The organism is Streptomyces sp. NPDC001594 (assembly GCF_042893675.1).
Lineage (GTDB): Bacteria > Actinomycetota > Actinomycetes > Streptomycetales > Streptomycetaceae > Streptomyces.
Genome location: NZ_JBIAVB010000019.1, coordinates 140,600 through 164,497, shown reverse-complemented (window position 1 = coordinate 164,497; position 23,898 = coordinate 140,600). Strand labels below are relative to the sequence as shown.

Annotated in this window: 25 protein-coding genes and 1 pseudogene; 11 read left to right on the top strand and 15 right to left on the bottom strand. The window is 74.2% G+C overall.

What is annotated here, in order from left to right; all coding sequences use genetic code 11:
- Positions 1-162, top strand: a pseudogene (locus ACFY0O_RS31795) (2-oxoacid:ferredoxin oxidoreductase subunit beta); the annotation flags it as partial.
- On the opposite strand, the gene ACFY0O_RS31790 reads toward ACFY0O_RS31795, so the two are convergent.
- Positions 115-1,005 (bottom strand): helix-turn-helix transcriptional regulator, encoded by an 891-nt coding sequence (locus tag ACFY0O_RS31790; RefSeq protein ID WP_388953090.1) that lies wholly within the window; start codon positions 1,003-1,005, stop codon positions 115-117. The pseudogene ACFY0O_RS31795 and the gene ACFY0O_RS31790 sit on opposite strands and share 48 nt — an antisense overlap.
- 75 nt (positions 1,006-1,080) lie before the next feature.
- Here ACFY0O_RS31790 and ACFY0O_RS31785 point away from each other — a divergent pair, with 75 nt between their 5' ends.
- Both ACFY0O_RS31785 and ACFY0O_RS31780 read left to right on the top strand, forming a co-directional pair.
- On the top strand, positions 1,081-1,710 hold the full coding sequence (locus tag ACFY0O_RS31785; RefSeq protein WP_388953088.1) for a hypothetical protein: 630 nt from the start codon (positions 1,081-1,083) through the stop codon (positions 1,708-1,710).
- Between the two features lie 344 nt (positions 1,711-2,054).
- A complete protein-coding gene (locus ACFY0O_RS31780; RefSeq protein ID WP_388953085.1) occupies positions 2,055-2,366 on the top strand; it encodes a putative quinol monooxygenase in 312 nt (103 codons plus the stop codon).
- A gap of 9 nt (positions 2,367-2,375) precedes the next feature.
- Here ACFY0O_RS31780 and ACFY0O_RS31775 read toward each other — a convergent pair whose 3' ends face one another.
- From ACFY0O_RS31775 to ACFY0O_RS31750, 6 genes are all read right to left on the bottom strand, one after another.
- Complete coding sequence (locus ACFY0O_RS31775; RefSeq protein WP_388953083.1) at positions 2,376-2,525, bottom strand: hypothetical protein; 150 nt, start codon at positions 2,523-2,525, stop codon at positions 2,376-2,378.
- A 169-nt stretch (positions 2,526-2,694) separates the two neighbouring features.
- Entirely contained in the window at positions 2,695-3,036 is a 342-nt protein-coding gene (locus tag ACFY0O_RS31770) for a DUF6247 family protein (protein WP_358893362.1), read from the bottom strand.
- On the bottom strand, positions 3,033-3,302 hold the full coding sequence (locus tag ACFY0O_RS31765) for a hypothetical protein (protein WP_388953080.1): 270 nt from the start codon (positions 3,300-3,302) through the stop codon (positions 3,033-3,035). The genes ACFY0O_RS31770 and ACFY0O_RS31765 overlap by 4 nt, the downstream gene beginning before the upstream one ends.
- 70 nt (positions 3,303-3,372) lie before the next feature.
- A complete protein-coding gene (locus ACFY0O_RS31760; RefSeq protein ID WP_388953078.1) occupies positions 3,373-4,218 on the bottom strand; it encodes an alpha/beta fold hydrolase in 846 nt (281 codons plus the stop codon).
- Entirely contained in the window at positions 4,215-4,802 is a 588-nt protein-coding gene (locus ACFY0O_RS31755) for a TetR-like C-terminal domain-containing protein (protein ID WP_388953075.1), read from the bottom strand. The genes ACFY0O_RS31760 and ACFY0O_RS31755 overlap by 4 nt, the downstream gene beginning before the upstream one ends.
- A 100-nt stretch (positions 4,803-4,902) precedes the next feature.
- Positions 4,903-6,147, bottom strand: a complete 1,245-nt coding sequence (locus tag ACFY0O_RS31750; protein ID WP_388953074.1) for an FAD-dependent monooxygenase — start codon at positions 6,145-6,147, stop codon at positions 4,903-4,905.
- A gap of 121 nt (positions 6,148-6,268) precedes the next feature.
- Between ACFY0O_RS31750 and ACFY0O_RS31745 the strand changes: the two genes are divergently transcribed.
- From ACFY0O_RS31745 to ACFY0O_RS31735, 3 genes are all read left to right on the top strand, one after another.
- Positions 6,269-6,787, top strand: a complete 519-nt coding sequence (locus ACFY0O_RS31745; RefSeq protein WP_388953071.1) for a toxin-antitoxin system HicB family antitoxin — start codon at positions 6,269-6,271, stop codon at positions 6,785-6,787.
- Positions 6,788-6,872: 85 nt separating this feature from the next.
- Positions 6,873-7,712 carry a DUF4097 domain-containing protein gene (locus ACFY0O_RS31740; RefSeq protein ID WP_388953068.1) on the top strand — a complete coding sequence of 280 codons (840 nt, stop codon included), beginning with the start codon at positions 6,873-6,875 and terminating at the stop codon, positions 7,710-7,712.
- 251 nt (positions 7,713-7,963) lie between these two features.
- Positions 7,964-8,551 carry an LmbU family transcriptional regulator gene (locus ACFY0O_RS31735; protein WP_388953065.1) on the top strand — a complete coding sequence of 196 codons (588 nt, stop codon included), beginning with the start codon at positions 7,964-7,966 and terminating at the stop codon, positions 8,549-8,551.
- Here ACFY0O_RS31735 and ACFY0O_RS31730 read toward each other — a convergent pair.
- The 3 genes from ACFY0O_RS31730 to ACFY0O_RS31720 form a co-directional block, all read right to left on the bottom strand.
- Entirely contained in the window at positions 8,548-9,354 is an 807-nt protein-coding gene (locus tag ACFY0O_RS31730) for a dimethylarginine dimethylaminohydrolase family protein (RefSeq protein WP_388953063.1), read from the bottom strand. The genes ACFY0O_RS31735 and ACFY0O_RS31730 overlap by 4 nt on opposite strands.
- Before the next feature lie 633 nt (positions 9,355-9,987).
- A complete protein-coding gene (locus tag ACFY0O_RS31725) occupies positions 9,988-13,047 on the bottom strand; it encodes a BTAD domain-containing putative transcriptional regulator (RefSeq protein WP_388953060.1) in 3,060 nt (1,019 codons plus the stop codon).
- A 48-nt stretch (positions 13,048-13,095) separates the two neighbouring features.
- Positions 13,096-13,860, bottom strand: coding sequence for an SDR family NAD(P)-dependent oxidoreductase (locus tag ACFY0O_RS31720; RefSeq protein WP_388953059.1), 765 nt, complete (start codon positions 13,858-13,860; stop codon positions 13,096-13,098).
- A 367-nt stretch (positions 13,861-14,227) separates the two neighbouring features.
- Between ACFY0O_RS31720 and ACFY0O_RS31715 the strand changes: the two genes are divergently transcribed.
- Positions 14,228-16,495 carry an MMPL family transporter gene (locus ACFY0O_RS31715; RefSeq protein WP_388953056.1) on the top strand — a complete coding sequence of 756 codons (2,268 nt, stop codon included), beginning with the start codon at positions 14,228-14,230 and terminating at the stop codon, positions 16,493-16,495.
- 129 nt (positions 16,496-16,624) lie between these two features.
- On the top strand, positions 16,625-17,386 hold the full coding sequence (locus ACFY0O_RS31710; RefSeq protein ID WP_388953054.1) for a DJ-1/PfpI family protein: 762 nt from the start codon (positions 16,625-16,627) through the stop codon (positions 17,384-17,386).
- Here ACFY0O_RS31710 and ACFY0O_RS31705 read toward each other — a convergent pair.
- Positions 17,383-17,907, bottom strand: coding sequence for a MarR family winged helix-turn-helix transcriptional regulator (locus tag ACFY0O_RS31705; protein WP_388953052.1), 525 nt, complete (start codon positions 17,905-17,907; stop codon positions 17,383-17,385). The genes ACFY0O_RS31710 and ACFY0O_RS31705 overlap by 4 nt on opposite strands.
- A 49-nt stretch (positions 17,908-17,956) precedes the next feature.
- Here ACFY0O_RS31705 and ACFY0O_RS31700 point away from each other — a divergent pair, with 49 nt between their 5' ends.
- Entirely contained in the window at positions 17,957-18,361 is a 405-nt protein-coding gene (locus ACFY0O_RS31700; protein WP_388953099.1) for a carboxymuconolactone decarboxylase family protein, read from the top strand.
- A gap of 7 nt (positions 18,362-18,368) precedes the next feature.
- On the opposite strand, the gene ACFY0O_RS31695 is transcribed toward ACFY0O_RS31700, so the two are convergent.
- Both ACFY0O_RS31695 and ACFY0O_RS31690 read right to left on the bottom strand, forming a co-directional pair.
- Positions 18,369-19,214 (bottom strand): tyrosinase family protein, encoded by an 846-nt coding sequence (locus ACFY0O_RS31695; RefSeq protein ID WP_388953049.1) that lies wholly within the window; start codon positions 19,212-19,214, stop codon positions 18,369-18,371.
- Positions 19,211-19,633, bottom strand: a complete 423-nt coding sequence (locus ACFY0O_RS31690; RefSeq protein ID WP_388953046.1) for a tyrosinase family oxidase copper chaperone — start codon at positions 19,631-19,633, stop codon at positions 19,211-19,213. Before ACFY0O_RS31690 ends, ACFY0O_RS31695 begins: the two co-directional genes overlap by 4 nt.
- 243 nt (positions 19,634-19,876) lie before the next feature.
- Here ACFY0O_RS31690 and ACFY0O_RS31685 point away from each other — a divergent pair, with 243 nt between their 5' ends.
- Entirely contained in the window at positions 19,877-20,695 is an 819-nt protein-coding gene (locus tag ACFY0O_RS31685) for an endonuclease/exonuclease/phosphatase family protein (protein WP_388953044.1), read from the top strand.
- Positions 20,696-20,892: 197 nt separating this feature from the next.
- Here the strand turns inward: ACFY0O_RS31685 and ACFY0O_RS31680 are convergent, their stop codons facing one another.
- Entirely contained in the window at positions 20,893-22,242 is a 1,350-nt protein-coding gene (locus tag ACFY0O_RS31680; RefSeq protein WP_358893379.1) for a lysine N(6)-hydroxylase/L-ornithine N(5)-oxygenase family protein, read from the bottom strand.
- A gap of 229 nt (positions 22,243-22,471) precedes the next feature.
- Between ACFY0O_RS31680 and ACFY0O_RS31675 the strand changes: the two genes are divergently transcribed.
- Positions 22,472-23,119: an FMN-binding negative transcriptional regulator gene (locus ACFY0O_RS31675; RefSeq protein ID WP_388953042.1), complete on the top strand. Its 648-nt coding sequence runs from the start codon at positions 22,472-22,474 to the stop codon at positions 23,117-23,119.
- A gap of 19 nt (positions 23,120-23,138) precedes the next feature.
- Here ACFY0O_RS31675 and ACFY0O_RS31670 read toward each other — a convergent pair whose 3' ends face one another.
- Positions 23,139-23,735 (bottom strand): LmbU family transcriptional regulator, encoded by a 597-nt coding sequence (locus ACFY0O_RS31670; protein WP_388953040.1) that lies wholly within the window; start codon positions 23,733-23,735, stop codon positions 23,139-23,141.
- Positions 23,736-23,898 lie beyond the last annotated feature (163 nt).

Below are 23,898 nucleotides of genomic sequence, written 5' to 3'. Positions count from 1 at the left end.
GACACCCTGCACCAGACCCCCATCGGGGTCTTCCGCAACGTCGAGCGGCCCGTCTACGACACCCTCATGGCCGACCAGCTGGAGACCGCGGTCGAGCGCTACGGCAAGGCCGACCTAGGAGCCCTCCTCACCGGGCCCGACACCTGGACCGTCGCCGGCTGAGGAGGACGACCGGGCGGCGGCCAGCGTGCGCAGGGCGGCCTCGGACGGCGAGCCCGGCTCGGCGGTGTAGGCGATCAGGCTGATGTCCGGGTCGGCGGCGGACCGGAAGCTCTCGAAGGTGAGGGTCAGTTCGCCGACGGCCGGATGCCACATCAGGTAGTCACCGGTGATCCGGTCGGCCACCTCCCGCTCCGCCCACAGCGCACGGAACTCGGGGCTGCGGTCCTCCAGTTCGGCGATCAGCGCGGCGAAGGCCGGGTCGTCGGGGTGCCGTCCGCGGTCGCGGCGCAGGTAGGCGACCGCGTTGCGCGCCTTGGCCTCCCAGTTCACGTAGCGGGCCCGTACGTCCACGTCGAGGAAGGCCAGCCACGCCGTGTTCCGGTGCTCCGGCGCCACGGTGGTGAGGGAGGGGCCGAGGAGCTCGGCGTAGAGCCGGTTCCAGGCCAGCAGGTCGGTGCGCCGGCCGACCAGGTAGGCGGGGACGTCGGACATGGCGTCGAGCAGCCGCAGCTGCCCCGGGCTCGGCGTCTGCGCGGCCGGCCCCGCCGAGGTCCGGCGGCCCACCGCGCGGGCCAGGTCGTGCAGGTGCGCGCGCTCGGGTTCCGACAGGCGCAGGGCGTCGGCCACCGCGTCGATGACCCCGTCGGACACCTTCTGGTTGCGGCCCTGCTCGAACCGTACGTAGTAGTCGACGCTCACCCCGGCCAGCTGCGCCAGCTCCTCCCGCCGCAGCCCCGGCACCCGCCGCCGCTCGCCGTACCCGGCCCCCAGCCGGGTCTCCTCGGGCTTGACGCGGGCCCGCCGCGAGCGGAGGTACGCACTGAGCTCGGCCTTGGCGTTCATCAGCCCATCCTAGGAGGGGCCGGGGTGCGGCAAATCGGTTGGCGGCGTGAGCCCCCGGGTGGCGAGACTGCAGGGGTGAACCACCCCATACCGCGTCCCCTGCCCGTACCGGACCCCCGCGCCGGTGACATCGCTCCCGACTACGCGGGCATGGAAGCCCTGCTGGCCGGCCTGGTCGTGCCCCGCCACGCGTCGATGTACGTCATGAGCGCGTTGGAAACCTCCCGGGAGCTCATCCGGCACTCCTACTACCGGTACGAGTTCGCCACCGTGGCCGTCACCCACTCCCTCTTCGCCCTGGAGCACGTCATGACCGAGCGTCTGGCCGGCGAGGCGCCCCTCCAGGACCTGATCGAGCGGGCAGCCGGCACCGGACTGATCCCGGCCGAGCTCGCCGCCGGGCTCGACCGGAGCCGCAGACTGCGCGACGACCTCGCGCAGGGCACCGCGTCGAGTGCCGCCCTCCGGCCGCTCATGGCCGTCGTCATGGTGCGTGCCGTCTTCGACGCCGTTTCGCTGCTGCTCCGCCCGCCGTCCGCCGCAGAGGCGACGGCTGCCGAGGAGAACGGGACACCGCGGGAGGAGCGGCTCGCCGGGCTGTGGGAGGAACACCTGCGCGCCCCGTACCCCGACGGCTTCCGCGGTGTCGGCATCGCGGGCGTGGAGCTGATCCTCCTGGACGCGGTACCGCCGGCCTCGTCCTGACGGAGCTGAACGGCGGGCTCGACGACGGTGGCCTTGCCTCCCTCTGGTCGTGCATCGCCCAGCTCGACAAGGTCGTTCCCCTGATCGACTCGCAGTACTGCGCCTCCTACTTCGCGAAACTCCGGACGATGGCCAGGCTCGCGGCAGCACGTGACGTACCCGCCGCCGAGATCTGACCGAGGGCGACTCACACGCAGGACCTCCCCCTCCGAAAGGGGGTACCGCTGGACCCCCGGTTCGCCGGTCCCGGGGCGGATCTCCGCCCTGGGTATCCGTCCGCCGTGACGGAAGGATTGCCCGTGTCACCGCGACAGCGAGACCGACCGCCTGAGGAGGCACCCGTCATGAGCCTGACCGTCATCGCCGCGTTCGAGGCCAAGCCCGGTCGTGAGGACGACCTGCGCACCGCCCTGGAAGCCATGATCGAGCCGTCCGTCGCGGAGGAGGGCTGCCTGGCCTACGAGCCGTACGCCGACCCGAACCGGCCGGAGCGGATGGTGATCGTCGAGGAGTGGGCCGGGCCGGAGGCCCTGCGATTCCACTTCACCACCCCGCACTTCCGCCACGTGGCCGCCCTCTTCGACGACCTCCTCGCCCTCCCCGTCTCCATCCGCTACCTCACCCCCACGGCCCCGGTACCCCTCCCGACCCCGTGACGCGGGCGGCTACTGCCAGAAGACCTCTTCGATGATGATCTGTGGGTCGGCGGTCCGGCGGACGAACGTGTAGTGCAGCCACCCGCGGCCGTGGTCGAAGTGGCAGACGTGCAGGCCGTTCGGCACGGTCGAGAGAAGCGGGGCGATCCGGCAGCCCATGGGCAGGTCCGGCAGGTTGTCGACGCCACGGAAGTAGGGGTCCTTGCCGTGACGAGTTCGGCGCGTACGGCGTCGATCAGATCGCGGACCTGCTGGGGCAGGGAGTCCCTGGCGGTGCGGGCCGTGTCGACCCAGTCCATCTGCCAGGGCGGCCCCATGAACGCACCGCTCACCGGCCCGGCTCCGCCCTTCCCGCCTCACGGCGGAGGTGTGCGGCCTCCGTCAACAACTGCTTCGCTTCGCCGCTCGTCGTGGCGTCGGCCGCGCGGGCCTCCAGGTCGTGCACCGTCCGAGCCAGTCGCGGGTCGCGGGCCAGCGCGAACTCCGTCCACCACTGGGCCATGAAAGCCGGCACGGGGGCCAGGTCGTAGGTGTCGGCGATGGCCCACTTCCAGTGGGCGTCGAAGTCGGGCAACAGCGCCGGCGTGTACTCGGCGATCGCGGCGCGCAGTGCTTTCGGGTTCCGTTCGGGCATGGGCGGGATGCCGGAGGACTCCGGGGCGGTCGTCATGCCGCCACCTCCTCGCCCGCCCCGGCCCCGGCGGTCTGCCTGGCCCGGTAGGCCAGGGCCAGGCTGGAGACGTGCTGGGGGGTGACGTCCAGATGCCGGGCGACGGCGGAGTTCCCGCCCCGGCCGAGCTCGACCGCGATACGCCCCGCGGCTTCGGCGAACGCCTGCTTGGCCCCCGTGACAGCGGCCTGCAGCCGGTCCAGCTCACGTCGCTGGGCCGGCGTGAGCTCGGCCTGCCGGGCGCGGGGGCGTGGTGTCTCGCTCATGGGTCGAGTGTGCCCGCCCCCGCCCGTTAACTGCAACTGTTGCTTGTCATTAGAGCCCTCCCGGGCCCGGTCACTCCTGGCTCAGGACCTTCAGGAGGCGGGTCGCGAAGGCTGTCGGGTGTTCGGCGCAGCCGATGTGGCCGCCCGGGAACTCCTCGAAGGGGGCGCCCGTCAGGTGTGCGAGGCGGGTCGCCGGGCCGTACAGGGCGGGGAGGGTGCGGGAGTCCTCGCCGGCCGCCAGGACGAGGCGGTCGGCGAGGGTGCGCAGGGCGGGTACGTCGGGGGTGTCCGACGTGAACGGGACCAGGACGTGTTCCAGGAAGAACGGCTGGTTGGCGTACATGCGCGGGGCCATCTCCAGGACCTCCGGCGGGAGTTCGGCCGGCTCCTCGTCCCGTGCCGGGGTTCCGCCCAGGCCCTGGGCCATGTGGGCCATGGCCGCGGCCGGGTCCTGCGTGCGGGCCAGCTCGCGGACCTCGGCGAAGAGGGTCCGGTACGGGGCGGGGTCCTCCAGTACCTCCACCAGCGGCGGTTCGTGCGCCACCACCCGCCGGACCCGCTCCGGGTGACGGGCCAGCAGCCCGAGCGCGGCGACGGCGCCCGCGCTGCAGCCGAGGACGTCCGCCGGTTCGCCGGGGGAGACCAGGTCGAGGATCCGGCGGGCGTCGTCGGCCCAGTCGGCCACCCGCTGGTCGGCGGCCGGGCCGTCGAGGGTGCTGCGGGACTGGCCCCGGGGGTCGTACGCGACCACCGTGCGGCCGGCGGCGGCCAGGGCCGGGGCCATGCCGGCGTACAGGCCGGCGTCCGCCCCGCCGCCGGGGATGAGGAGCAGGACGGGGCCGGTGCCGCGCCGCTCGTGGTACAGGGTGGCTCCGGGGACGTCCAGCGTTCCGGTGGTGGTGGGTGAGGTGGTCATGGTGTTTCCCCCTTGTCGTTCCGTGGCCAGTTCGCCAGGGCCACGTGCAGTGCGTCGAGGCCGCGCGACCAGGACGTCCGGACCTCGCGGGAGTGCCCGAAGGCCCCGCTCAGCTCCAGGTGGACGTAGCCGTGGAAGGTGGCGCGCAGCAGCCGGGCCGCGTCCGTCAGGTCCGGGTCCTCCAGCCCGTAGCCGCGCAGCATCCCGTAGGTCAGCTCCACGCTGCGCAGCAGCCCGGCCGAGCCGGCCACCTCCTCCGGGTCGAACCGCATCTGCGAGGCGGCGTAACGGCCCGGGCGCTCCAGGGCGTACTCGCGGTAGGCGTCGGCGAACGCGACCAGCGCGTCCTTGCCCGACCGCCCGGCGACGGCGACCGCGATCCGCGCGGTCATCTCCTCGCCCGCCAGCAGGGCCACCCGCACCCGCAGCTCCCGCAGGTTGCGCACGTGCGAGTACAGGCTCGCGTCCTTGACGCCGAACCGCCGGGCGAGCGCGGACAGGGACACCTTCTCGATCCCGGCCTCGTCCGCCATCTCGGCGGCCGCCTCCGTGAGCCGTGCGGCGTTGAGTCCTGCGCGCACCATGGGGTGCCTCCTTGCGGACGTGCTGCTGACTGGCTGGTTACTCTAGGGGTAAACCTAGGTGGTCTAGGTTTGGGTGTCCAGCCGGTTTCCCCAGGGACGGCTAACGGGCCGCGGCCGGGTCGGTGGTGTAGTCGCGCAGGGTGATGTTCTCGGCCGCCTTGCGGGCGATCTTCGCGGCCATGTCCTTGCCCGGCAGGTACGGCATGACCTTGTAGTAGCGGTTGAGGAAGGCCGCGAGCAGCCGGCTCCCGGGGACCATCAGCTTCGCCACCCCGTCGCCCATCTTCTGGCAGCCCTCCGCGTACGCCCGCATCTCCCGCTCGTAGCGGGCGAAGGCGGTGCGGTGGTCGCCGCGTGCGGCCGCGAGCTCCCCGGCGAGGACGTACGCGCCGACCAGCGCGAGCCCCGAGCCCATGCCCGACAGGGAGGACGGGCAGTACGCGGCGTCGCCGAGCAGGGCGACCCGGCCGCGCGACCAGCCGTCCATGCGCACCTGGCCGACGGAGTCGAAGTAGAAGTCCGGGGCCTGGCTCATCTGTTCCAGCAGGTGGTCGCTCTGCCAGCCGTTGCCCGCGAACCGCTCGGTGAGCAGCTCCTGCTGCCGCGCCACGTCGCGGCGGTCGAGGTCCAGCTGCGGCGAGCCGAAGTAGAAGACGGCCTTGGCCTCGGTGTTCTCGCGGGCGCTGTACATCGCCACCAGCCGGCCGGCGGTGCGGTAGGCGTGCCCGGTGCGGTCCAGGCCGAGGTGGTTGGCGGTGGTGAAGATCGCGCAGTAGACGCCGAGGTGCTTGACGTAGCGCTCTTCCGGGCCGAAGGCCAGGGCGCGGGTGCGCGAGTGCAGGCCGTCGGCGCCGATCACCAGGTCGAAGCGGCGGGGCGCGCCGCGCTCGAAGGTGACGTGGACCCCGTCGGCGTCCTCGGCGAGGGAGGTGACGGAGTCCCCGAAGACGTACTCGGTGTGCTCCTTCGTCGCGTCGTGCAGGATCCGGGCCAGGTCGCCCCGGAGCACCTCCAGGTCCCCGGCGAACAGGTCGGCGGGCAGCTTCGCCTGCGGCTTGCCCGCGCTGTTGACGTACGACATGGAGCCGGTGCCGGTGCGGGCGGCCCGGAGCTCGTCGAGGATGCCCATGCGGCGCAGCACCGCCAGGTGGGCCTCGCCGCGGAAGTCGACGGCGTAGCCGCCCTCGCGCAGGGCGGGGGCCCGCTCGACGACGGTGGGGACGAAGCCGTGGCGGTGGAGCCAGTAGGCCAGCGCGGGCCCGGCCACGGACGCGCCCGAGATCAGGACCGTCCGGGCGGGGCGGGCGGAGGGGGCGGAGGCGAGGTGCGGGGTCGTGTTCTTCATGGCCGCAGCGTGCTCCGGGGCGCTCACCGCGCGCTCACAGGCGGCTCACCGCCCGCCCGGGAGGGGAGTGCGGCATACGTCCGTTCTGGTCCTGGTGCCACCCGTGTGCCATAGTGGCGCCATGGATCTGAGGCCGTACGTAGAGAACCTCCGGCACGAGCTCGCCGTCGCCGCCGACGCGGGCGGGGACGAGGCCCGGGCCCTGGCCGGACGGCTCACCGCCCCGCTGGAGTCGGCCACCCGGCTGACGCTCCTGAACGCCCTGTCCGACGCGATGGACGAGGTCACGCGGGACCTGGCGCCGGGGTCGGTCTCCGTACGGCTGCGGGGCCTGGACCCCGAGTTCGTCGTGAGCCTCCCGGAGACCGAGCCCGGCTACGAGGAGCGCCCCTCCGCCCCGGCCGCACCGCCGGCCCCCGCCCTGCCCGAGGGCGACGACGGCGGGACGGCACGGATCAACCTCCGCCTCCCGGCCCACCTCAAGGCCCGTGTCGAGGAGGCCGCGGCCCGCGAGGGCATCTCCGTCAACTCCTGGGTGGTCCGCACCCTGTCGGCGGCCCTGTCCGACGCCGCCGCCGAGCAGCCCGCCGGGCTGCGCCGCACCCGCGCCGGCCAGAGCTTCACCGGCTGGGTGCGCTGACCACCGCCCCGGCCACGGTCACCCCGCACCCCCTCGCCCGCCCGACCGGCGGAAACCCGTACCACGCCATGAGGATCGGACCCCCATGCTCAGCTTCGAGACCCCCGCACCGCTCGCCGTGTCCGTCGAGATCGAGGTGGGATCCGTCCGCCTCACGGCGGGTGAGCGGACGGACACCGTCGTCGAGGTGGTCCCCGCCGACCCCGCCGACCCGGAGGACGAGCGCGCGGCCCGGGAGTGCAGGGTCGACCACGCCGACGGCACGCTCACGGTGCGCGGCGCCCGCAAGCGCCTCCCGTTCGGCCGGATCGGCTCGGTCGAGGTGTGCGTCGAGCTGCCCGCCGGCTCGCGCGTCCGGGCCGCCACGGGCGTCGGCCCCCTCGTCCTGGAAGGGGTGTTCGGGGAGTGCGTCCTGAAGTCCGGCGCCGGGGACATCCGGGTGGAGGGGGCCGGCCCGGTAGTGCTGCGCACCGGACACGGCGACGTCCGCCTCGACCGCTGCGCCGGCGACGCCGAGGTCCACGGCGGCGGCCGGATCCGCATCGGCCGGGTCGACGGCGCGGCCACCGTCAAGAACGTCAACGGGGACACGGAGATCGGCGAGGTCACCGGAGACGTACGCGCGAACAGCTCCAACGGCTCCATCACCGTCGACCGGGCCCACGGCTCCGTCGAGGCCAGGTCGGCGAACGGCGCCATCCGCGTCGGCGAGGTGGCCCGCGGCCGGGCCGACCTCCAGACCGCCGTCGGCCGCATCGACATCGGCATCCGGGGCTCCGTCGCCGCCTGGCTCGACGTCACCTCCCGGCTGGGCAAGGTGCACAACTCCCTCGGCCCCTCCGAGGGCCCCGAGGGCTCGGAAGGCGTCGTGGAGGTCCGGGCCCGTACCGGCATGGGCGACATCGTGATCACCCGGGCGGCCTGAGGAACCCGCCGCGGGGCCGGCTTGCGGGGGGTGTCCCGATTCCGTCGCCAGGTTGCTCAGATCGCCGTCAAGTCCGTCTCAACCCCCGCCGACGACGCCCCCGCGTGCCTAGTCTGGCCAGCCGGAAGGCCATGACGTGACGTGCCGGGTGGCCGGCCGGTCGAGCCTCAGGGGGATGATGCGAGATGTCGGGCGTCCGCACACAAGGAGAACTGACCGCCCGGGCGCACCGCGTTCCCGGGACCCGCAGGGTGACCCTCAGCCAGCTGCCCTGCCTGGAGGCGCTGACCAAGTCGGGCATGACCTTCTCGCCGGCCATGCCGCAACGGGCCTGGGAGGAGATCGGCAGCCAGCTGCGGGAGCTGGCCAGCTCCTCCGCCTGGTGGATGGGCGACTGGCTCCTGTTCGGGGAGAACGCCTACAGCGGCCGCTACCGCGAGGCGGTCGGCCGGACCGGCCTCGACTACCAGACCCTGCGCAACTACGCCTGGGTGGCCCGCCGCTTCGAGCAGCACCGGCGCCGCGACGCGCTCAGCTTCGCCCACCACGCGGAGGTGGCCCGGCTGGCCCGCCCCGAACAGGACTACTGGCTGCGGCGTGCCGAGGAACAGCGCTGGTCGCGCAACGAGCTCCGGCGGCAGCTCCGGGCGGGCCTCGCGGAACAGAACGGCGGGGCCGCGGCGGAGCCGGCGGGCGAGGAGGCGACCCTGCGGATCGCCCTGCCCAAGTCGGACCTCGACCGGCTCCTGGAAACGGCGGCCGCCTGCGGGCTGAGCCTGAACGACTGGGCGGCCCACGTCCTCCAGTCCGCCGTCGCCACCGGGACCCATCCGTCCTAGCGCCCGGACGGGACCGGGTTGTCCAGGGTGAGGGCCGTGCAGCGGACCCCGCCGCCGCCCTTGCGGAGCTGCGCCGTGTCGAGCTCCACCACCGTGGCGCCCCGCTCGCGCAGGGTCGCGGCGAGCCGGGGCGCGCCGGTGGTCATCGTCACCGTCCGGCCGTCGCTGATCAGGTTGAGGGCGAAGGCCCGGGCCTCCTCGGTGCCCACCTCGATGAGTTCGAGCCCGAGGGAACGCAGCACGCCCACGCTCTCCGGCTCCAGCGCGCCCGGGTGGTAGGCGAGCGTGCCCTCGTCGATCACGGCCACGGCCAGGTCCAGGTCGTACCACTCCTCACCGGCCGTGCGCAGCGGCACCACCTGGTGCCCGGTCAGGTCCGCCAGGACGTCGTGCATCCGGCGGTCCGTGCGCTGGCCGTGGCCCGCCAGCAACAGGTCCCCGCAGGCCAGGGTGTCGCCCTGGCCGCTGAAGGAGTACGGGGCGTCGTACACGTCGATGCCGTTCTCCTTCAGCCACGACCGGAAGTACGGGATCTCGGCGGCTCGGGCGGCGGGCGGGTCGCCCAGCACGGCGCGGTCACCGCACACCCAGGCCCCGTTGGCCGTGTACACCATGTCGGGGCACTCCGGCGCGGCCGGCATCCGGTGGACCGTGCGGCCGGCCGCGACGTGGGCGGCGGCGATCGCGTCGTGTTCGGAGACGGCGGCCCGGGCGTCGGGCTGGACGCTCGTGTCCATGTAGGGGTTGATGACGTAGTCGATGCGGAAGTGGGTGGCATCCGACATCAGCAGTTCGGTGTTCATCCATGGGCTCCAGGGGCGGGGTTGAGGGGCCTGGGGGTGACGGGACTGGTCCGGACGGTGGCAGACCCGGGCGGACCCGAGCGGAACGGGAGGCGACCACCGGGTTGTCTCCGCCCGGCCCGGACGCGTCGCCGGGCGCCGGCAGGGCGTGGACGCGGCTCCACGGCCCCGCGCCGGACCCGGTCCGCCGCGGTGCCCGGAGGTCCCCGGGGCGCGCGGGACGAGGTGGAGCGCCCGCCGGCGGCGGTCCGGAAGCGGCCGGGGGCGGGCGCCGTCGCGTTCGAGCATGGCAAGCGCGGCCTCCTCCGGGCAATGCCCGCGCGCCCCCGCCCACCCCCCTGTCCCGCCGGCGGGACGCACCCCCCGGGCCGGCTCGGAAAGCCCGGCGCCTGCGCGTTCTGTGCCGCGCGGTGCGCCCCGCCCGTTGTCTCCGCGACCGCCTCGCGGGACATCGGGTCAGGCGCCCCGCGGTCCGGCCCGCACCGCCGGTGCGAGGAGGCACGGACCCCTCGATCCGGCACGGACCCCGGCCGAGGGTGAAGGGCCCCGCCAACGGATACACCGGTCCGGGTTGTCCGTACTTATCCCCCTTCATTGTTCGTTGACGGCCTTTCAGGAGGCCGCGCCCGTCCGTCAGGGAGCGTGGGCGGTCAGTACGTCGACGACCTCCTGCGGCAGGCCCAGCAGGCGCAGCGCCTCCGGGGAGGTGCCGCCCACCACGGACGCCGCCGACGCGGCGGCCTCCGCGTAGCGGGCGCGGGCCGCCGGGCGGTCCCCGTACGACTCCGCCACCCGGCCCAGCCCCGCGAGGGCCCGTACGCGGCTGCCCGCGCTCTTCACCCAGTGCGGGTCGATCCGCTCCAGCGCCTCCGTGTACAGGCGTCCGGCCCGCCCCGGGTCCCCGTCCTGCAGGGCCAGGTCCCCGAGTCCGCGCAGGGCGGCCGCCAGCGCCGCGGAGCCCCCGGCCCGGCGGGCGAGGGCGGCGGCCCGGGCGTAGTCGGCGGCGGCCGCCGCCGGATCCCCGGCCACGAGCTGGTCGGCCCGGTTGACCAGCAGGTCGGCGCTGTCCTCCAGGGCGCCGAGCCGCTCGGTCAGCGCCAGCGCCTCGTCGGTCAGCGCCACCGCCGCGACCCGGTCCCCGCGCGCCCCCGCCATACCGGCCAGCGCGTCCAGGACCAGCGCGGTCCCCCAGCCGTCACCGGCCGCCCGGAACCCCTCGACGGCCTCGGCGAAGGCCCGTTCGGCGGCGGCCGGGTCACCCGCGCCGAGGGGCCCGAACCCGGACACGTACGCGGCGACCGCCCGCACCCACGGCTCGGGGTGCCCGCGCTGCGCCGACACCAGCGCGAACGCCCCGAGCGGATCGGCCTCGGCCGCGTTGCGCAGCATCCACACCAACAACACCACCGGATACCGCCCGCCGACGGCGCCCGCGCCCGCGCCGCCCGCGCCCGCGCCTTCCCCGGCCGTACCGCCGCCGTTCCGGGCGTCCGCGCCCGCACCGTCCCTGCCCGCACCGTCCCCGCCGGGGCCGCCCGCGCCGTCCCGTGACCAGGCGGCGGTCAGCAGCCGAGCCGCCCGGGTCCGGTGGCGCCGCCACCGCGTGAGGCCGCCGGGGCCGGTCGCCGCCAGGAGCACGCACGCCGCGAACTCCTCGCCCAGCCCGGCCGGGGGAGCGTCCCCGACGGCGTCGAGCACCGCCGCGGCCCGCGCCGCGACCGACCCGGACACCCCGCGGATCCACAGGTATCCCGAGGCCGCCGCGAGCAGTTCCAGCGCCGTCTCCCAGCGGCCCTCCCCGGCCGCCCAGGCGAGGGCCGCCTCCAGGTCGCCGTGCCCGGCCGCCAGCCGCTCCAGCCACTCCGGCTGCCCGGGCCCCCGCAGCCGCGGCTCGGCGGCGCGGGCCAGCTCCAGCACGTAACGGGCGTGCGCCCCACCCGTGGCCGAGGCTTCGCCCGCCTCCCGGAGCCGCTCGGCCCCGTACGCGCGGACCGTCTCCAGCATCCGCAGGCGCCCGCCCGACAGCTCCAGCAGCGACTTGTCCACCAGGGACTCCAGCACCTCGGGCTCCAGCGCCTCCGGCTCCCCGGTCCCGCCGCCCGCCCGGCACACCTCCAGCGCCGCCCGGGCCGTCGCGCCCGCCGGGAACACGGTGAACCGCCGCGCCGCCCGCTGCTCCTGCGCGGACAGCAGCTCCCAGCTCCAGGCGACCACCGCGCGCAGCGTGCGGTGCCGTTCGGCGGCGCCCCGGTTGCCCCGGGCGGCGGCCATCCCGAGCCGGTCGTCGAGCCGCCGCGCCAGGTCCTCCACGTCCATGGTGTGCAGCCGGGCCGCCGCCAGCTCGATGGCCAGCGGCAGCCGGTCGAGCGCCGCGCAGATCCGCTCCACCGGCTCCGGGGCCGCCGTGAATCCGCGCCGCACGGCCGAGGCGCGCTCGGTGAACAGCCGCGCCGCGGCCGCCCCGTCGAGCGGCCGCACCTGCCACAGGTGCTCCCCGGTGACGGCGAGCGGCTCCCGGCTGGTGGCCAGGATCCGCAGTCGGGGGCAACGGGCCAGCAGCCGCCCCGCCAGCGCGGCGGCCTCCTCGACCAGGTGCTCGCAGTTGTCCAGGACCAGCAGCAGCGCCCGGTCCGCCAGGGCCGTGGCCAGCCGCTCCACGGGCCCCTGCCCGCCGCCGTCGAGCCGGAGCCCGCCCTCGCGCAGCCCGAGCGCCGCCAGCACCGCCCCCGGCAGGCCGGCGCCCTCGCGCAGCGGGGCCAGCTCCACGAAGCACACGTCGTCGGCGGCGGCCCCCGCCGCCTCCACCGACAGCCGGGTCTTGCCCACCCCGCCCGGCCCCACCAGCGTCACCAGCCGGGCCGCCCGCAGCAGTCCCGCCACCTCGGCGACCTCGTCGCGGCGGCCCACGAACGAGGTCAGCTGGGCGGGCGGCCGGGCCTGCGCGGGGGAGGGGTCGAAGTCGAGCAACTCCTTGTGCAGGGCGACCAGTTCGGCCGACGGGTCACTGCCGAGCTCGTCGGCGAGCCGGCCGCGGGTCTCCTCGTACGCGGCCAGCGCCTGCGCCTGGCCGCCCTCCGCGGACAGGGCCCGGATCAGCAGGGCCGCGAGGCGCTCGCGCAGCGGGTGGCGGGCGGTCAGCTCCCGCAGCTCCGCCACGGCCTCCCGGTGGCCGCCGAGCCGCAGCTCCGCCTCGATCCGGTCCTCGACCGCCCCGAGCCGCAGCTCCTCCAGCCGTGCCGAGGCCGTCCGGGCGGTGTCGCCCTCCGTCAGGTGCGTCAGGTGCGCCAGGTCGGCGAGGGCCGGACCGCGCCACAGCTCCAGTGCCTCGCGCAGGAGCCGCACCGCGCGGGCGGGATCCCCGGCGGCCAGTGCGGCCCGCCCCTCGCGGGCGAGCCGTTCGAACCGGCCCGCGTCCACGTCCTCCGGGTCCACGGCGGCCCGGTAGCCAGCCCCGGCCCGCTCGATCACGGCCGGCCCCAGCGCCGCGCGCAGCCGGGACACCTGGGACTGCAGGGCGTGCGGCGACACGGCGCCGTCCGGGTCCAGCTCGTCCGCCAGCCGCTCCGCGGCCACCACCTCCCGGGGGCGCACCAGCAGCAGGGTCAGCAGGGCGCGGCGGGCGGGTCCCCCGAGGGGTATCCCGGTCCCGTCGTCGCGCCGGGCCAGAGTCTCGCCGAGGATGGAGAACCGCATGCCGGTGATTATCCACGGCAGTTGATCACCCCACGGCCCGTCCGCCGGTCAGGCGAGGGGGCCGAGCCAGGTGCCGCCGGAGACGTCGACGGTCTGGCCGGTCACCCACCGCCCCTGCGGCCCCGCCAGGAACCCCACCACGTCGGCGACGTCCTCCGGCTCGCCCAGCCGCCCGAGCGCCGTGATCCCCTCCAGCGCGGCGACCACCTCCGGGACGGCCGTGTAGCCGGCGGTCATGTCGGTGCGGACGGCGCCCGGCGCGACGGTGTTCACCGTGATGCCGCGCCGGCCGAGTTCGTTGGCGAGCGAGGGGGCCATGGCCTCCAGCGCCGCCTTGGTGACGGTGTAGCCGATCTGGCTGGTCACGGCCATGCGGCTGGCCGTCGAGCCCATGTTGACGATCCGCCCGCCGTCGTTCAGCAGCGGCAGCGCGCGCTGGACCACGAACAGCGGGGTGGTCACGTTCACCGCCAGCAGCCGGGCGAACTCCTCCTCGGTGACCCCGCCGATCGAACTGCCCGATCCGATGCCCGCGTTGTTGACGAGGATGTCCAGCCCGCACCCGCCCAGCCCGGCGGTCAGCCCCTCGAACAGCGCGTCCACCGCCCCCTCCTCCCCGAACCGGGCGCGCACCGCGAAGGCGAGGCCGCCCGCCTCCTCGATCAGCGCCACCGTCTCCAGGGCCGCCCGCTCGTTGCCGCCGTAGTGGACGGCGACCAGGGCCCCCTCGGCCGCCAGCCGCAGTGCCACCGCCCGGCCGATCCCCCGGGAACCGCCCGTCACCAGTGCCGTCTTGCCGTTCAGTGCGCCCATGGCCTGCTCCTCGTACCGGCCTGACCCGTGTGGTCCGGCGATGGGGACCACGGTCGCCCGGGCCGCTCACCGCCCGCTCACCATCGGCTCACCGCGCCCGCTGGAGCCGTGGTGGTGCCAGGCTGGCGCCTGCCTGGAGCTGTCTTGATCCAGGGGTATTTCGGGGTTACCGCGGGAATCATCTGCCCGGTTTCACGGGCCTTTGGCGTCATGTGGTGCATCACTGGCAGCTGAATGCTGCACCTTTATGGCTCCCTCTAGTGCCACTCGTGTGCCATAGTGGTGCCATCGATGGGGCCTCGTGCCCCCCGGGACCGCTCGACCGCTCATCCCCTTCCCCGCCGCACTCACGGGAGTCTGTTGCGCCATGGCCACCTTCCTCTACAAGACGGGCCGCTTCGCCTTCCGGCGGCGGGGCCTGGTGACCCTGCTGTGGCTCGCCGTCCTCGTCGCCGTCGGCCTCGCCGCCTCCACCGCCCCGCCCCCGCCCGCCGACACCTTCTCCATGCCGGGCACGGAGTCGCAGCGCGCCTTCGACGTACTCAAGGAGAAGTTCCCGGCCGCGAGCGCGGACGGCGCCACCGCCCGCGTGGTGGTCCGCGCGCCCGCCGGGCAGAAGCTCTCCGACCCCGCGCAGCAGGCCAAGGTCGAGGGCCTCGTCGCCGCCCTCGCCAAGGCACCCGGAGTCGTCTCGGCCTCCGACCCCTTCAAGACCGGCACGGTCAGCAAGGACGGCACCACGGCCTACGCCGTGGCCGCGTACAAGCTCCCCGCCCTCAAGCTGACCGACGAGGCGCACGACGGCCTCGACGCGGTGCTCGAGAAGTCCCGGGCCGACGGCCTGACCGTCGAGGCCGGCGGTGACGCCGTCAAGGTCGAGGCCGCGATGGGCGGCGCCGAGGGCATCGGCATCCTCGTCTCCGCCGTGGTCCTGCTGCTCACCTTCGGCTCCCTGGTCGCCGCCGGCATGCCGCTGCTCACCGCCGTCATCGGCGTGGCCGTCGGCAGCGCCGCGGTCACCGCCCTCGGCAGCACCCTCGGGCTCTCCGCCACCACCTCCACGCTGGCCATGATGATCGGCCTCGCGGTCGGCATCGACTACGCCCTGTTCATCATCTCCCGCTACCGCGCCGAGATCTCCGAGGGCCGTGAGCGCGCCGACGCCGCCGGCCGCGCCGTCGGCACCGCCGGCTCGGCCGTGGTCTTCGCCGGCCTCACCGTCATCATCGCGCTCGCCGGCCTCGCCGTCGTCAACGTGCCGATGCTCACGAAGATGGGCCTCACCGCCGCCGGCACCGTCGCCATCGCCGTGCTCATCGCGGTCACGCTCGTCCCCGCGCTCCTCGGCTTCGCCCCCGTCAAGGTCATGCCCCGCCTGGAGCGCCGGGCCATCCAGGGCAAGCCGCTCACCGCACGGCTCCAGCGCCGGGCCGACAGGCTGGCCGCCCGGACCAAGCCCAACCTCGGCACCCGCTGGGCGCAGTTCGTCGTACGCCGCCCCCTGCTGGTCCTGGCCGTCGGCGTGCTCGGCCTCGGCGCCCTCGCCGTTCCCGCCGCCAGCCTCCAGCTCGGCCTGCCGGGCGAGGGCACCATGGCGGTGGACACCACCCAGCGCAAGGCCTACGACATGCTGTCCGAGTCCTTCGGGCCCGGGTTCAACGGCCCGCTGACGGTCACCGTCCAGGCCGGGAACGCGGCCGCCGCGGCGGGGCGGGTCGGCACCGAACTCGCCAAGGTCCCGGGGGTGGCCACAGTGACCCCCGCGACGCCGAACCCCGCGGGGGACACCGCCGTCCTCAACGTGGTCCCGTCCTCGGGGCCCACCGAGCACCGGACCGAGGAACTGGTCACGACCATCCGCGGGATGGCGGGCGCCATCGAGGCGGAGACGGGGGCGGAGATCCTGGTCACCGGCCAGACCGCCCTGTTCATCGACTTCTCCCGCACCCTGGACGAGGCGATGCTGCCCTACCTGGGCCTGGTCGTCGGCCTCGCCTTCCTGCTCCTGGTCCTGATCTTCCGTTCGCTGCTCGTCCCGCTCAAGGCGGCCCTCGGCTTCCTGCTGTCGGTCTCCGCCGCGCTCGGCGCGGTCGTGGCCGTCTTCCAGTGGGGCTGGCTCGCCGACGTCCTCGGCATCGAGCAGCCCGGCCCGGTGATGAGCACCCTGCCGATCTTCATGATCGGCGTGGTCTTCGGCCTGGCGATGGACTACGAGGTCTTCCTCGTCACCCGCATGCGGGAGGCCTACGTCCACGGGGCCCGGCCCACCGAGGCCGTGGTCACCGGCTTCCGCTACGGCGGGCGGGTCGTCAGCGCCGCCGCGATCATCATGACCAGCGTCTTCTCCGGCTTCATCCTGGAGACGAACGACTTCGTGAAGATGGTCGGCTTCAGCCTCGCCACCGCCGTCCTCTTCGACGCCTTCGTGGTCCGCATGGCCCTGGTCCCGGCCCTGTTCGCACTCCTCGGCCGGTCCGCCTGGTGGCTGCCGCGCTGGCTCGACCGGCTGCTGCCGAACATGGACGTCGAGGGTGAGCGGCTGAACCGGACGCACTCGGTCCAGATCGCCAAGGGCGGCCCGGCGGCCCCGCACCCCACCCACCGCGCCGAGCCGGAACACGACTACTCGGCCTGACCCCCCCTGCACGGAACGCGCGCCCGAGCGCCGGAGGCCCCCTCCGCCGCCCGGGCGCGCACCGCGCCCGCCGCCCCCGGCGGCGGAGGGGACGGGAACTTCCCGGCGTCGTCGCGCGACCACCTCGGTATGAGCGACTTCGACCGACGGCACTTACTCGCGACCACCCTCACCGGCGGCGCGGCCCTCGCGGCCGGCTGGGCCGCCGCGGGCCCGGCGGCGGCGAGCCCCGCACCGGCCGGCGCCCCCGGGCCCCAGCCCGCGTCGGCGGGCCCCGGCGCCGGCCCGCTGCGCGTCCACCTCGTCGCCTTCGACGGCGTCGAGGAACTCGACCTCTTCGGCCCCCTGGAGGTGTTCGCCCTCGCCGCGGCCCTCGGCCGGCCGGTGGTGCCCACCCTGGTCACCACCGGCCGCCCGGGCCGCGTCCGCGCCGCCTTCGGCACGCAGATCGAGGTACCGGGCCGCTGGGACCCGTCCTCCGCCGACGCGGTCCTCGTCCTCGGCGGCGGCTACCGCAAGCGCGACGGGGCCGGGGTCTGGGCCGAGATCGACAAGGGCACCCTCCCGCAGGCCCTGCGCCGGGCCGTCCGGCCCGGCCTCACCCTGGTCGGCGTGTGCACCGGCGTCTTCCTCCTGCACGCGGCCGGGCTGCTCGACGGCCGCCCCTGCACCACCCACGTCCGCGCCAAGCAGGACCTGCGCGACCTCGGCCACGACGTCCGCGACGCCCGCGTGGTCGACGACGGCGACCTCGTCTGCGCGGGCGGCGTCAGCTCCGGCATCGACGCCGCCCTGTGGCTCCTGGAACGCCAACTCGGCGCGGAGGCCGCCTCCGGCGTGGAGACCCTCCTGGAGTTCGAACGCCGCGGCACCGTCCTGCGCACCGCCTAGGAACCGCCCAGCCAGCTGGTCGCGTCGAGGCGGAAGGCCGTCTCGGCGGGGACGACCCGGCGCAGGCCGTTCTCGATGTCCCGGACGCGCTCCGCGCCGAGGACGGCGGCCCACTCCGCGCGCAGTTCGTCGAAGACGGCCACCGAGCGGCGCAGCCCGGCGAGGCCGTGCGGGGTGAGGTGGACCGTCTTGCGGCGCGCGTCCAGGGCGTCGTCCCTGCGCTCGGCGTAACCGAGCGCCACCAGGCGGTCGACCGTCTTGCCCGCGGCCTGCTTGGAGACGCCGAGGCGCCGCCCGATCTCGCTGGCGGTGGCGCCCCCGGTGCCGACGGCCTGCATGGCGAACCCGTACGCCGGCCGCAGGCCGGGATGACCCTCCTCCGCGAGCCGCTCGTGCAGCCGGTCGATCAGCGTCCGGAACCCGCCGAACAGCAGCAACGGCAGCTCGAAGCCCGGGCCGTCGGAAACACCCTTGCCCCGATCGACAACCTGGTTTACGTTTCTCTCCACATCGTCAACCATGTTGTCCATCTTACCGGGAGTCGCCTTGTCCAACGGGACCGCCACCGACATGTCCGCCCGCACCGCCAACGCCGTCGCCCTGCTGAAGGAGACCTCCCCGGAGACGCTGGAGGCCTTCCTCACCCTCAGCCGCACGTTCGAGGCGACCACGCTCGACCCGCATTCCCGCGAAGCCGTCATCCTGACCGTCGCCACGCACCACCGGTGCCACCTCTGCGTCGACCTGCACGAGGCCAAGCTCGCCGGTCTCGGCCCGGCGCCGGACCCCCGGCGGATCGAGGCCGTCCGCCGGTTCACCCGTCAGGTCCTCGCCGCCTCGGGAGCGGTGGGCGACGAGGAACTGGCGGCCTTCCAGGCGCACGGGTACACCCGGCGCAACGCCCTCGAGGTGGTGCTCGGCATCGGCGCCTACACCCTCTCGACCTTCGCCAACCGGATGACCCGTGCGGCCTGAGGGGCCGCTAGTAGCGCTGCCGGCCGCCGGCCTCGGTGTCGAACGTGTAGAACCGGTGGTGGTCGAGCAGGTCGGCCGGGGTCACGTTGTTCCACGGGCTCAGGACGGAGCGCAGGTCCACCACGTTCGCCGTCCGGTTGGCGGGCAGGTAGCCCGACTTCGGGTTCTTCGCCTGCCACTCGGCCCACAGCTTGTCGATGAAGGCGTGGTGCAGCCAGAACACCGGGTCGTTGGGGGAGGCGGCGGAGGTCATCTGGCCGCCGACCCACACGTGCACCCTGTTGTGCAGGTTGACGCCCCGCCAGCCCTCCAGGGCGTTGCGGAACCCGCCCGAGGCACTGTTCCAGGGGGCGGTGTCGTACACCGGGATGGCGATCACGGAGTCCACGTCGGCCCGCGTCGGCAGCTGCGGGGTCCCCGAACCGAGGCCGCGCCGCAGGTAGCTGCGGCGGTCCACGCCCACCGACAGCACCCACTTGCCGCCCTCGGAGCCGAAGGGGCCGTCGAGCACCTGGCCGTCGCGCCCCCGGCGGGCGCCGCCCATGAAGTCCGACGCCCACAGCGAGGAGCTGGCCGTGCGGTCGGCGGTCCAGTCCCAGTAGGGGAGTGAGACGTTCCGGTCGATCCGCTGGAGCGCCGCCTCGAAGTCCAGCAGGAACCGGCGGTGCCAGGGCAGGAAGGACGGGGAGCGGTGGCCCACCCGGTCGCCGAAGTCCGAGTCGTTCAGCAGGTACCAGTTGTGGGCGTTGACGTACCGGTCGTAGACGCCGGTCCGCTTCAGCTCGAGGACCGCGTTGACGAAGGCGCGCTTCTCGTCCGGCGTGAGGGTGGCCTGGTTCTTGCGGACGGTCACAGCTTGGCTTCCTTGGCGATGAACGGGACGAGGTCGGCGCCCTGGAGTTCGCGCACGGCGGCGCGGGCGGCGGATATGGGGTCCGGGAAGGTCTCGTAGTGGTTGACGACCGTGACCCAGCTGCCGTCGGCGTTGGGCATGAGGTGCAGGTCGTTGCCGTCGATCTTGACGGTGGGCACCGGCATGCCGTGGTGGCCGCCCGGGCCCACGGTGATCTGGATGCGGTGGCCCTGGTAGGTCTCGTCGATGGTGCCGGTGGGCAGGGAGACGGGCGCTCCGGACGGGCCGGCCGCCCCCGGGGCGCCGGAGGCCCCGGCCGCCGGGGCGGGGGACGGCTTGGACGAGCAGGCGGCCAGTCCGATGGCTGCGGCCACACCGGAGCCGAGCCCCAGCGCCTGCCGGCGAGTGATCATGTTCATGGCTTGAATAGGTATCAGAAGTCTTCGAACACCCGATCGGTGCCCCGCGCATCCAATGACATCGCCTTCCGGCCAACCCGGGCCCGCGCGCCGTCACCCCGTGACTCCCGCCCCGCGCGCGGGAGTTCGTCCCGCGCCGGGGGCGCGCACCCGGAGGCGGGGGTAAGCGGGCCGGTGCCGGGGACCTGACCGGTGACAGCCCAGCCCCGCCCGCCCGCAGTCCGCCCGACCGGGAGCCCCGCCATGCGCTGCCACCGCCCCCGCACCCTGCGCGCCGCCCTCTTCCTCCTCCTGCTCGCCCCGGCCCTGCCCGCGACCCCGGCCAATGCCGTCGCCGCGGCGGGGACGCCGCTGCGCGTGGTCACGTACAACATCTGCGGCAACATGTGCGCCGCCGCCCCGTACGACAACGGGGCGCGCCTCGACAGCGTCGTCGCCCAGGCGGCCGCCTCCGGCCGCAGCGCCGACCAGCTGTTCCTCCAGGAGGTCTGCCAACCGCAGTACGACGCGATCCTCGCCCGGCTGGCCCCCGAGGGCTTCCGTGGCCACTACGGCCCGACCCTCTCCCGCCTGCCCCGGGTCTGCGGCGGCCACCCCTACGGCAACGCCGTCCTGGTGCGCGGCACCGTGACCGCCACGGCCGACCTGGACCTGACCGTCGGCGGGGAGTCCGAGCCCATCCGGGTGCCCTGCGTCCGCAACGTCCTGGACGGCCTGGAGAACTGGGCCTGCTCCGTGCACCTCTACTGGGACGACGGCACCCGCGCCGCCCCCGAGGCGCGCCGGCTCGCCGCGCAGGCCGGCGCCTGGCGGGAACAGGGCCTGCCCGTCCTCCTGGCGGGCGACTTCAACCACGCGCCCCGCACGCCCTCCACCGACCCCTTCTACTCGGGCGGCTATGTCGAGGCCGACGCCGCCGAGCAGCCCACCTTCGGCACGAAGAAGATCGACTACGTGTTCTTCGGCTACCCGGACCTCACCTCCCGCGCGGCCGAGGTCCTCCCGCTCGACCCGGCCGTATCCGACCACCGCGTGCTGCGCGCCGTCGGCGGCAGGGACTGAGGAAACGGATCGATCGGGGGGCGCACGGAATTCCCCGGAGATTCCATGATCGGTCTCGGCGGAATTTCCCCGCACCACCCCGCCGGAGAAAAGGGAGAAGAGGACGAAGAGCCGTCGTATTCACCGGCGGATCGTGGACGGCTCGAATGGGAGTGGAATGGCCCCGGCGGGGATTCCGGCGGGGCCCGGCCGGGAACTCACGCGGCCGAGGGCGTCTCCTCCGCGTGGCGCCCCAGCTCCCGCTGGGTGCGCCGCAGCACGATCGAGTCGGCGATCTCCCCGCTGCGGATGGCGATGTTCGACAGCAGGGCCGAGGTCAGGCCGTGGCTGTGCTCGGTGCCGCCCTGGAGGTAGACCCCGCAGGTCAGCCCCGAGGTGGCGACCAGGCGGTAGTCGCGCTCCACCCGGTGCCGGCCCGCCGCGTCCCGCTGGAAGTGCCGGTCGAACTCCTCGCCGAGCAGGCGGGCCGGGTCCAGGCCGTCGTAGCCGCTGGCGAACACCAGCGCGTCCACGGCCAGCTCCTCCCTGCGGTCGTCCAGCAGCGAGCGCAGCACCACCCGCGCCCCGCTGTCGGAGCCCGCCACCGAGTCGACCCGGGTGAGGTTGCGGAAGTGCAGCCGCTGGACACCGCTCACCTGCTCGTCGTACTGGCGCTGGTAGAGGGAGCGGATGACGTCGGCGTCGACCACCGAGTAGTTGGTGTTGCGGTGGTAGCGCCAGAACGCGTCCCGCGCGCCCTCGGTGCCGAAGTAGTACTCGTCCACCGTGTCCGGGTCGAACACCTGGTTGGCGAAGGGGGTGTCGTCGGCCACCGAGTAGCCGTAGGACGGGATGACCGCCGTGACCTGGGCATGGGGCAGCGAGTCGTGGAAGAACCGGGTGACTTCGGCCGCGCTCTGCCCGGCGCCGACCACCGCCACGCTCCTGAGGGAGGCCCGGTCCTGGGCGTTGAACCGGGTCAGGAACTCCGAGCTGTGCCACACCCGTTCCCCGGCCGTCACGCCCGCCGGCAGGCGCGGCACCAGCCCCGTCGAGACGACCACGTTGCGGGCCGTGACCACCCGGGACGTGCCGTCGGCGGAGCGCACCTCGACCTCCAGCAGGTCGGGGGCCCGGAGTCCGGCGCCGGTGACGGGGCGGATCGCGGTGACCTCGCAGCCGTAGCTGACCTGGTCGCTCAGGCCGGCGGCCGCCCACTCCAGGTACTGGTGGAACTCCTGCCGGGTCGGGATGAAGCTCTGGTTGTTCACGAACTGGACCAGCCGGTTCGAGGCGTGCAGGTACGAGACGAAGCTGAACCGGGACACCGGGTTCCTGAAGGTCGCCAGGTCCTTGAGGAACGAGATCTGCATGGTCGCCGACGGCAGCAGCATGTTCCGGTGCCAGCCGAACGTGGGCTGCCGCTCGAAGAAGTGGGACCTGACCGGATGCTGCGGGGCGCTCGCCCCGTGCTCCTTCAAGGCGATCGCGAGCGACATGTTCGACGGGCCGAACCCGATGCCGACCACGTCGAGGATCTCCTGGTCGCGCCTGCCCGTTATGCCCATAGGAAATTCTCCCCCTTGCGTCTGGAAAACTCGGCCGGTGGCCCGAGAGACCGTTCTGAAGTGTTGCCCGGAGAGTGCGCCGAGGCAACTCGAAGAGCACATGAAAGCCGTTCGACGGCTTGTCCGGCCGTCCGGTGGCCGAAATCGTTGTCCTGCCGACGGGACGCCGGTATGGTCGGCCGGGATTTCAGAAGCCGTGAGAAGTCAATTGCCGAAAGGGTGAATCCGGGTGTTCGTGCCGAGCTTTTACCGTGAACCGGACGGTTCGTGGATGGTGGACCTGGTCCGGGACAATCCCATGGCGCTGGCGGTGGCCAACGGCAGCCCGGAGGACGGCCCGTTCGCCACCCACCTCCCGGTCATCTTCGATCCCGATACCTCCGGCGACCGGCCCGGCGGGCTCCTTCCGGGCGCGCTGCTGCTCGGCCACATGAACCGGGCGAACCCGCACTGGGCGGCCCTGGAGACGGGCGGCGTCCTGCTGCTGACCTTCACCGGCCCGCACTCCTACGTCTCGCCCACGGTGTACGCCAAGAGCCCGGCGGCTCCGACCTGGAACTTCACCTCGGTGCACGTCCGGGGCGTGGTGGAGAAGATCGAGTCGATCGAGGAGACGCTGGAGGTGGTGCAGGCCACCGTCCGTGCCTTCGAGGGGGCGTTCGGGGACGGCTGGGACATGACCGGCTCGCTCGACTACTTCAGGAAGATCGTGCCCGACGTGGGGGCCTTCCGGTTCACGGTGACCGGCGCCGAGGGCATGTTCAAGCTCAGCCAGGAGCAGCCCGACGAGGTGCGCGAGCGGGTGCGCGAGTCGTTCGGGCAGAGCGCGTGCACGTACAAGCGCGAGACCGCGGGCCTGATGAGCCGCCTGCCCTGAGGGGGCGGGGGCCGGGGCCTCAGGCGCTGACCGCCTCCATCTTCTCCGCCGCCTGGTCCGCCCGTTCGGCCTGGTCCTCCAGGGCGCTCGCGGCCGCGCTGTCCAGGGTGGCCATCACCCACTGGTCGAAGTCCACGCCCTGCTGCTGCGCGGCCCGGTGCCACCACTGGACGCGGCTGCCGGGGACCTCCAGCCGACGGCTCGGCTCGGCGGGAGTACGGGCCGGCCGCCCGCCCTGGCGCGTGGCGCGCAGTGCGCCGCGCAGCTGCTTGGTGGTCCACTGCCGCTGCTCGGCCCGGTCGAGCCAGAGTTCCTGCTCCCCGGCGGGCAGCGAGGCCAGCTCGGCGTGGTGCTGGAAGCTCAGGGCGGGCCGGCGGCGGGAGAGGTCGAAGCGCCGGGAGACCCATGCGTAGTTGCGCAGGGTCTGGTAGGAGAGGCCGGCGGCGCGGATCCCGCGCTGGTAGCGGTCGGTGTAGTGGTCCTTGCCGTACTTCAGCCAGTCGCCCAGCCACCAGCAGGAGGAGTCGAGGACGCCGACGAGCTGGTGCCCGGCCCGCTCCCACTCGTCGTAGCCGATCCCGGCCGGTATCTGGAGGCCGACCTTGGTCGTGAGCACCTGGTTCCGGTGCGGCGCGGGCTGTGGGGGAGGGGCCGCAGGGCTGCCGTGCGACGCAGCGGTGTGACCGGCCTGTGGTGCCATCGTGCCTCCAGGAGAAGGGGCGTACACAACCGGCCAGAACTGTTGCGGGGCGGGCTGGAGCGTGGCCGGAGCAGCGTTC

What these genes read in the sequence shown, in the direction of transcription:
- ACFY0O_RS31790 (WP_388953090.1), bottom strand. Translation starts at nt 1,005, where the DNA reads ATGAACGCCAAGGCCGAGCTCAGTGCGTACCTCCGCTCGCGGCGGGCC.
- ACFY0O_RS31780 (WP_388953085.1), top strand. Translation starts at nt 2,055, where the DNA reads ATGAGCCTGACCGTCATCGCCGCGTTCGAGGCCAAGCCCGGTCGTGAG.
- ACFY0O_RS31775 (WP_388953083.1), bottom strand. Translation starts at nt 2,525, where the DNA reads ATGGGCTGCCGGATCGCCCCGCTTCTCTCGACCGTGCCGAACGGCCTG.
- ACFY0O_RS31770 (WP_358893362.1), bottom strand. Translation starts at nt 3,036, where the DNA reads ATGACGACCGCCCCGGAGTCCTCCGGCATCCCGCCCATGCCCGAACGG.
- ACFY0O_RS31765 (WP_388953080.1), bottom strand. Translation starts at nt 3,302, where the DNA reads ATGAGCGAGACACCACGCCCCCGCGCCCGGCAGGCCGAGCTCACGCCG.
- ACFY0O_RS31760 (WP_388953078.1), bottom strand. Translation starts at nt 4,218, where the DNA reads ATGACCACCTCACCCACCACCACCGGAACGCTGGACGTCCCCGGAGCC.
- ACFY0O_RS31755 (WP_388953075.1), bottom strand. Translation starts at nt 4,802, where the DNA reads ATGGTGCGCGCAGGACTCAACGCCGCACGGCTCACGGAGGCGGCCGCC.
- ACFY0O_RS31750 (WP_388953074.1), bottom strand. Translation starts at nt 6,147, where the DNA reads ATGAAGAACACGACCCCGCACCTCGCCTCCGCCCCCTCCGCCCGCCCC.
- ACFY0O_RS31745 (WP_388953071.1), top strand. Translation starts at nt 6,269, where the DNA reads ATGGATCTGAGGCCGTACGTAGAGAACCTCCGGCACGAGCTCGCCGTC.
- ACFY0O_RS31740 (WP_388953068.1), top strand. Translation starts at nt 6,873, where the DNA reads ATGCTCAGCTTCGAGACCCCCGCACCGCTCGCCGTGTCCGTCGAGATC.
- ACFY0O_RS31730 (WP_388953063.1), bottom strand. Translation starts at nt 9,354, where the DNA reads ATGAACACCGAACTGCTGATGTCGGATGCCACCCACTTCCGCATCGAC.
- ACFY0O_RS31725 (WP_388953060.1), bottom strand. Translation starts at nt 13,047, where the DNA reads ATGCGGTTCTCCATCCTCGGCGAGACTCTGGCCCGGCGCGACGACGGG.
- ACFY0O_RS31720 (WP_388953059.1), bottom strand. Translation starts at nt 13,860, where the DNA reads ATGGGCGCACTGAACGGCAAGACGGCACTGGTGACGGGCGGTTCCCGG.
- ACFY0O_RS31715 (WP_388953056.1), top strand. Translation starts at nt 14,228, where the DNA reads ATGGCCACCTTCCTCTACAAGACGGGCCGCTTCGCCTTCCGGCGGCGG.
- ACFY0O_RS31710 (WP_388953054.1), top strand. Translation starts at nt 16,625, where the DNA reads ATGAGCGACTTCGACCGACGGCACTTACTCGCGACCACCCTCACCGGC.
- ACFY0O_RS31705 (WP_388953052.1), bottom strand. Translation starts at nt 17,907, where the DNA reads ATGGTTGACGATGTGGAGAGAAACGTAAACCAGGTTGTCGATCGGGGC.
- ACFY0O_RS31700 (WP_388953099.1), top strand. Translation starts at nt 17,957, where the DNA reads ATGTCCGCCCGCACCGCCAACGCCGTCGCCCTGCTGAAGGAGACCTCC.
- ACFY0O_RS31690 (WP_388953046.1), bottom strand. Translation starts at nt 19,633, where the DNA reads ATGAACATGATCACTCGCCGGCAGGCGCTGGGGCTCGGCTCCGGTGTG.
- ACFY0O_RS31685 (WP_388953044.1), top strand. Translation starts at nt 19,877, where the DNA reads ATGCGCTGCCACCGCCCCCGCACCCTGCGCGCCGCCCTCTTCCTCCTC.
- ACFY0O_RS31680 (WP_358893379.1), bottom strand. Translation starts at nt 22,242, where the DNA reads ATGGGCATAACGGGCAGGCGCGACCAGGAGATCCTCGACGTGGTCGGC.